Genomic DNA, 6,067 nt, shown 5'->3' with positions numbered 1-6,067 from the left:
CAGTGCTGCCGTTGTTGTAGACGTCATTCGCTGGCGTCTGGAAATCGATCGAGCCGCTGGACTTGCCTGCTTCAACGGTGATGGTCTGCCCGTTGGACAAGGTGACGGTTACAGGCGTCTGAGCCGGGTTGGTCAGGCTGACGGTGTAAGTGATGACACCGCCTTCGGTGACGCTTGGCGTCGCGGTCAACGTAGCAGTGGTGGTGTCAACGGAATCGTTGATAACGGTCTGCGCTGGCGTCGGATTCGGTACCAGATTTTCGAAGTTGCCGCCGGTCGCGCTGGTGATCGTCGTGTTGACGGTGCTGCCGTTGTTGTAGACGTCGTTGGCAGGCGTCTGGAAATCAATCGAGCCGCTGGACTTACCTGCCTCAACGGTGATGGTCTGCCCGTTGGACAAGGTCACGGTCACCGGCGTCTGCGCCGGATTAGTCAGGCTGACGGTGTAGGTGATCACACCGCCTTCGGTGACGCTTGGGGAGGCGGTCAACGTGGCAGTGGTGGTGTCGATGGTGTCAGTGATCTGGGTCACTGCTGGCGTGTCACTTGGCGTGACGATCAACCCAGTGCCGCCCGAGGTGCTGGTAATGGTGGTAGAGATCTGCCCGCCATCGATGTACGGCGTGTCGTTGGCTGGAATGTTGACGTTTACCGAACCGCTGGTTTGACCGGCCTGAATCACGACCACCGCGCCATTGGACAGGGTCACGGTCAGGTCGCTCTGGGGCGCCTGGCCGACGTTGGCGGTGTAGACGATGACGCCACCCGCCTCGCTGATCGAGGGGGTGGCGGTCAGGGTGAGGCCGGTGGCCACGGGCACCGTATTGGTCGTGGTGGCGTTATTGGCACTCAGGCCACCGACCTGTTGCGTGTTCAGCGCGGCGGCGAAGTTGAGCGGATCGGTAGGGAAACCGATGGTCGGATCCACCACACCTGCCGTTTCTTCCAACAGAACGAAGCTGTGTCCGCCACCCACCGAGCCGCCACCTGCGGCCGTCGGGCCTGCGGCGGGTGCTTCCAGATCGGTGGTCGGGTCGGCACCCGCGGCAATGGCTTGCTGCAGCTCTTCAACCGATGGCGCGGCCTGGGCAGTGACCTGTCCCAGGTCAGCGCTGCTGGCGGGTGTGTCCGCACTCCATTGACTGTCGCGGCCCAGGTCGAGCATTCGCCCGTCGGCCAGTTCCAGGGTCACGGCGCCGCCCGGGCCGGTGAGGACTTCTTCGCCTGCGAACAGGCGGTCGCCCTCGATCAGCACGCGCTTGATGCCTTCCGGGGATACTGCGATGACTTGGCCAACAATGCTTTTGACGATGGCAACGACAGTGCTCATGGAACTCTCCGGGGTGTGTCTCAGTTGGCTTCCGGCCGGCGTGCGAACCTGCTTCCGCTGGAATGTTACGAAATAGATTTGACGCTTTTATGCGTCAACTTTCTGTCGATAACTTTTGGCTATTAAGTTTATGCCAAAGTATTGACCCTTGTCTTGTCATCCTAAACAATCGGCAAAGTAATGTCACATTGATATTTAGTCCGACACCAATCTTCCTTTTGTATTAATTACCTAACAGCTCGCGTTTTTTCTAAACGTTCCGTCGAGACCGCTATTCTCCTGAGCTACGCGCCTGTTGGCAGTGACTTGGGGCAAGTCTGCGACTGGGAAATGACCCACACTGCGTGTCGTGAGTTTCATCAATGTGTCACTTGAGGTGCAGGCTTTGGTCTTTAAGCACAAACCTTGCCGACCACCATTAATTTGGCGCTTACCGTTCGTCAGGAGAGTAGCCGCGAAATCAGTTTCTGCGCAGACGCTCGCAGTCCTTCGCGCGCGGTGTACAGCGGGGATCTGGCGTGCACAGCAAGAAGGGATTCGCAGCCCGGTTTACCCTCCTGAATAGGATTGGATGGCTATAGGACATCATCGTGCTGAGTCAAATAACCGTCTCTGGCCAGGGATCATGAGGATTAGGCGCGGTGTGGGCGTCAAACGCTCAGAATCGATGGACGGTCTGTTGCCTATGCGGAGCCGGAGCTTCCAGTCGTCACGACACGCGCCGTGATTCGGGCGCTGTTTTTTGCCGTATGGCCTTGCGCCAGCGTCATGAGCAGTTAGGCTTTGCAGAGTGAGTTGTGAAAATGCCCTGGAGCGCATTCCTCGCAAGAACCGTGCACTGCACGCGAGTCAGCCGCCGCTGGTAGCGACCTTGCTCAATCTGCGACACCGCGTAATGAACCCTTCACTGTGCACTGTCGTCTGGTGCAGGTGACATGTAAGCAGTTGTTTACTCAGTACCGAATCAAGGCGACCATTGGTCGGCTGCCGAAGGACAGGGGGTCAAAGCCCCATGCCCGCTGCCTGCAGCACGACCTCAAGCCCAGGGTGAGACGGCCAGACCTGACTGGCAGGCGCACCCGCCCCAACCACTGCAAGGATGAAGAGAGCGCCGCGTGGAATCTGAAGTCAGTCGAGTACAGCTCAACCATGATCCACGCAGTCAGCACGACGATCCGCTGCTGGACAGCCTGCTGACCCTGTGCGTGTTGCACCAGAAGCCTGCCAGCCGGGCGATGCTCACCACTGGCCTGCCGTTGCCAGCACAGCGCTTGAGCCCGGAACTGCTTCCGCGTGCGGCTGCGCGGGCGGGCCTGCAAGGGCGCCTGCTGCAACGCAAGCTCGAGCAGATCCCCGCCATCGCCATGCCTGCCATGCTCCTGCTCAAGGATGGCCGCAGCGCCGTGCTGCTGGGCTGGGAGAATGAAGACAGCGCGCGCCTGCTGCTCAGCGAGAGCGACGGTGGCGAAGTGCTGGTCACCCGCGAGGCTTTGACCGGCGACTACAGCGGCAAGGTGTTCTTCGCCCAGCCGCAGCACAAGTTCGACGTCAACCACGGCAACCTCATTCCACGCACCCGTTCCTGGTTCCGCGACACGCTGCTGCGCAGCAAGTGGCTGTACATCGACGCCATCGCCGCGAGCCTGGTGATCAACCTGATCGCCCTGGCGGCGCCGCTGTTCGTGATGAACGTGTACGACCGCGTGGTGCCCAACCAGGCCACCTCGACCCTGTGGGTGCTGGCAGTGGGCATCGCCGGTGCCTACGTCTTCGACCTCATTCTCAAGGGGCTACGCAGCTTGTGCCTGGACCTGGCCGGCAAGAAGACCGACTTGATCATCTCCGCCACCTTGTTCGAGCGCATCGTCGGCATGTCGATGAAGTACCGGCCCGCGCGGGTCGGTAGCTTCGCCCAGAACATCCACGAGTTCCAAGGCCTGCGTGATTTCCTCGCCTCGCTGACCCTCACCAGCCTGATCGACCTGCCGTTCACCCTGCTGATCCTCATGGTGATCGCCATCATCGGCGGGCACCTGGTGTGGATTCCGGTGCTGGCTTTCCCGCTGGCGCTGGGCATCGGCTATGCCTTGCAGAAGCCGTTGATGTCGACCATGGAGCGAACCATGGCGCTGGCCTCCGAGCGCCAGTCCAGCCTGATCGAGACCCTCGCCGGCCTGGACGCGGTGAAGGTCAACAACGCCGAGAGCGAACGCCAGTACATGTGGGAGCAAACCCTCGGCACCCTCAGCCGCCTGGAGCTGCGGGTCAAGGTGCTGTCTGGCCTGGCGATGAACATCACCCTGCTGATCCAGCAACTGGCCGGTGTGGCGATGATCTGCGTCGGCGTCTATCTGATCATCGACGGCAACCTGAGCATGGGTGGGCTGGTGGCCTGCTACATGCTCAGCGGTCGCGCACTCGGCCCACTGGGCCAGCTCAACGGCTTGCTGGCGCGTTACCAGCAGGCCAAGGTGACCATGGTCGCCACCGACCAGATGATGGGCCTGCCCCAGGAACGCAACTTCGAAGAGCGTCCGCTGAGCCGTCAGGTGCTGCAAGGCGCGGTAGAGTTCCGCGGGCTGGAGTTCACTTACCCGAACCAGCAGAACCAGGCGCTCAAGGGCATCAACTTGGTCATTCGTCCCGGCGAGAAGATCGGCATCATCGGTCGCAGCGGCTCGGGCAAGAGTTCGCTGGCCAAGCTGATCGTCGGGCTTTACGAGGCCGATAACGGTTCGCTGCTGGTCGATGGCGTCGATATCCGCCAGATCGACGTCAGCGAGCTGCGCCACAACATCGGCTACGTGCCCCAGGACATCCAACTGCTGGCGGGCACCTTGCGCGACAACCTGGTCAGCGGCGCACGTTACATCGAGGACGAACTGATCCTGCAAGCGGCCGAACTCGCCGGCGTGCACGAATTCGCCCGCTTGCACCCGGACGGCTACGAACTGCAGGTCGGCGAGCGCGGGCAGAACCTGTCCGGCGGCCAGCGACAGAACGTCGCCTTGGCCCGCGCGCTGCTGCTCAACCCGCAAATCCTGCTGCTCGACGAACCCACCAGTGCCATGGACAACACCGGCGAGGAGCGCCTCAAGCAGCGCCTGGCGGCTGTCATCGAAGGCAAGACCGTGCTGCTGGTGACTCACCGTGCATCGCTGCTGTCGCTGGTGGATCGGTTGATCGTCATCGACCGCGGACAAATCGTCGCCGATGGCCCGAAAGTGGCTGTCATGGAAGCGCTGAAGAAGGGGCAGATCAGTGTTGCATAAGCTGGATTTCGCACGTTTCAAGGATCAGATGCGGCGCTACTTCAAGGGCTCGGAGTCGATGGCCGGCCAGCCTCTGCCGGAAGTGCCCAAGGCGTTGATCGAAGATGCCCCGCGCGTGGTGCGTTTGACCATCTGGGGTGTGATCGCCTTCTTCCTGTTCCTGATCGTCTGGGCCTGCTTCGCCCCCATCGACGAAGTGACGCGCGGGGAGGGCAAGGCCATTCCGTCGTCCAAGGTGCAGAAAGTGCAGAACCTGGAGGGCGGCATCGTCGCGCAGATCTATGCGAAGGAGGGCGAAATCGTCGAGGTCGGCCAGCCGCTGCTGCGTTTAGATGAAACGCGCTTCGCCTCCAACGTCGGCGAGACCGAGGCCTCGCGCCTGGCCATGGCGCTGCGCGTGCAACGCCTGAGCGCGGAGGTGGAGGGCACACCGCTGCAGATCGACGAAGAACTGCGCAAGGCTGCACCCAACCAGGCGGCCGACGAGCTTTCGTTGTATCAGAGCCGTCGCCAGCAATTGCAGGATGAGATCGGTGGTCTGGACCAGCAGTTGGTGCAGAAGCAGCAGGAGCTGCGCGAGTTCAATTCCAAACGTGCCCAGTACGCCAACAGCTTGCAGTTGCTGCGTCAGGAAATCTCCATGTCCGAGCCGCTGGTGGCCCGGGGCGCAATTTCTCAGGTGGAGATGCTGCGGCTGCGCCGTTCCGAGGTGGAAACGCGCGGCCAGATGGACTCCACCGCGCTGGCCATTCCCCGCGCCGAAGCGGCGATCAAGGAAGTGCAGAGCAAGATCGAAGAAACCCGCGGCAAGTTCCGCAGCGAGGCGCTGACACAGTTGAACGAGGCGCGCACCGAGCTGAACAAGGCCACTGCCACCAGCAAGGCGCTGGACGACCGGGTCAACCGCACCATGGTCACTTCGCCGGTACGCGGTATCGTCAAGCAGTTGCTGGTCAACACCATCGGCGGCGTGATCCAGCCGGGCAGCGACATCATCGAGATCGTGCCGTTGGACGACACGCTGGTGATCGAAGCCAAGATCCTGCCCAAGGACATTGCCTTCCTGCATCCGGGCCAGGAAGCCACGGTGAAGTTCAGCGCCTATGACTACACCATCTATGGTGGTCTGAAGGCCAAGCTGGAGCAGATCGGTGCCGACACCATCACCGACGAAGACAAGAAGACCACCTACTACCTGATCCGGCTGCGTACCGATAAAAGCCATTTGGGCACGGACGAGAAACCGCTGCTGATCATCCCGGGCATGGTCGCCACGGTGGATATCCTCACCGGCAAGAAGACCATCATGAGCTACCTGCTCAAGCCGATCATCAAGGCGCGTACCGAGGCGCTGCGCGAGCGGTGAGGGCGTGGTATCGCGGCTAGACTGCGCCGCAGCCCCCTCTATCTGGGTTTCGGCCAAGAATGGATGGGGCTGCGCAGCAGCCCAATTCCAGCCATCCAG

General features: G+C 61.6%; 3 protein-coding genes. 2 read left to right on the top strand and 1 reads right to left on the bottom strand.

Translation table 11 applies throughout. The annotated features are described in order from the left end of the window. Positions 1–1,330, bottom strand: a 1,330-nt coding sequence (locus Q6A47_RS17160; RefSeq protein ID WP_304484886.1) for a retention module-containing protein, incomplete at its 3' end; no start/stop codon positions are given. 1,115 nt (positions 1,331–2,445) lie between these two features. On the opposite strand from Q6A47_RS17160, the gene Q6A47_RS17155 reads away from it, so the two are divergent. Together Q6A47_RS17155 and Q6A47_RS17150 are read left to right on the top strand one after the other, a co-directional pair. Further along, positions 2,446–4,602: a type I secretion system permease/ATPase gene (locus Q6A47_RS17155; protein ID WP_304484885.1), complete on the top strand. Its 2,157-nt coding sequence runs from the start codon at positions 2,446–2,448 to the stop codon at positions 4,600–4,602. Positions 4,603–4,630: 28 nt separating this feature from the next. Then, positions 4,631–5,968, top strand: coding sequence for an HlyD family type I secretion periplasmic adaptor subunit (locus tag Q6A47_RS17150; protein ID WP_205419314.1), 1,338 nt, complete (start codon positions 4,631–4,633; stop codon positions 5,966–5,968). The last annotated feature ends 99 nt before the right edge of the window (positions 5,969–6,067 follow it).

The sequence above is a fragment of the Pseudomonas boreofloridensis genome, assembly GCF_030580795.1.
Classification (GTDB): Bacteria; Pseudomonadota; Gammaproteobacteria; order Pseudomonadales; family Pseudomonadaceae; genus Aquipseudomonas; species Aquipseudomonas boreofloridensis.
The sequence above is the reverse complement of the archived record's forward strand: the minus strand, read 5'-3'. Positions and strand labels throughout refer to the sequence as shown.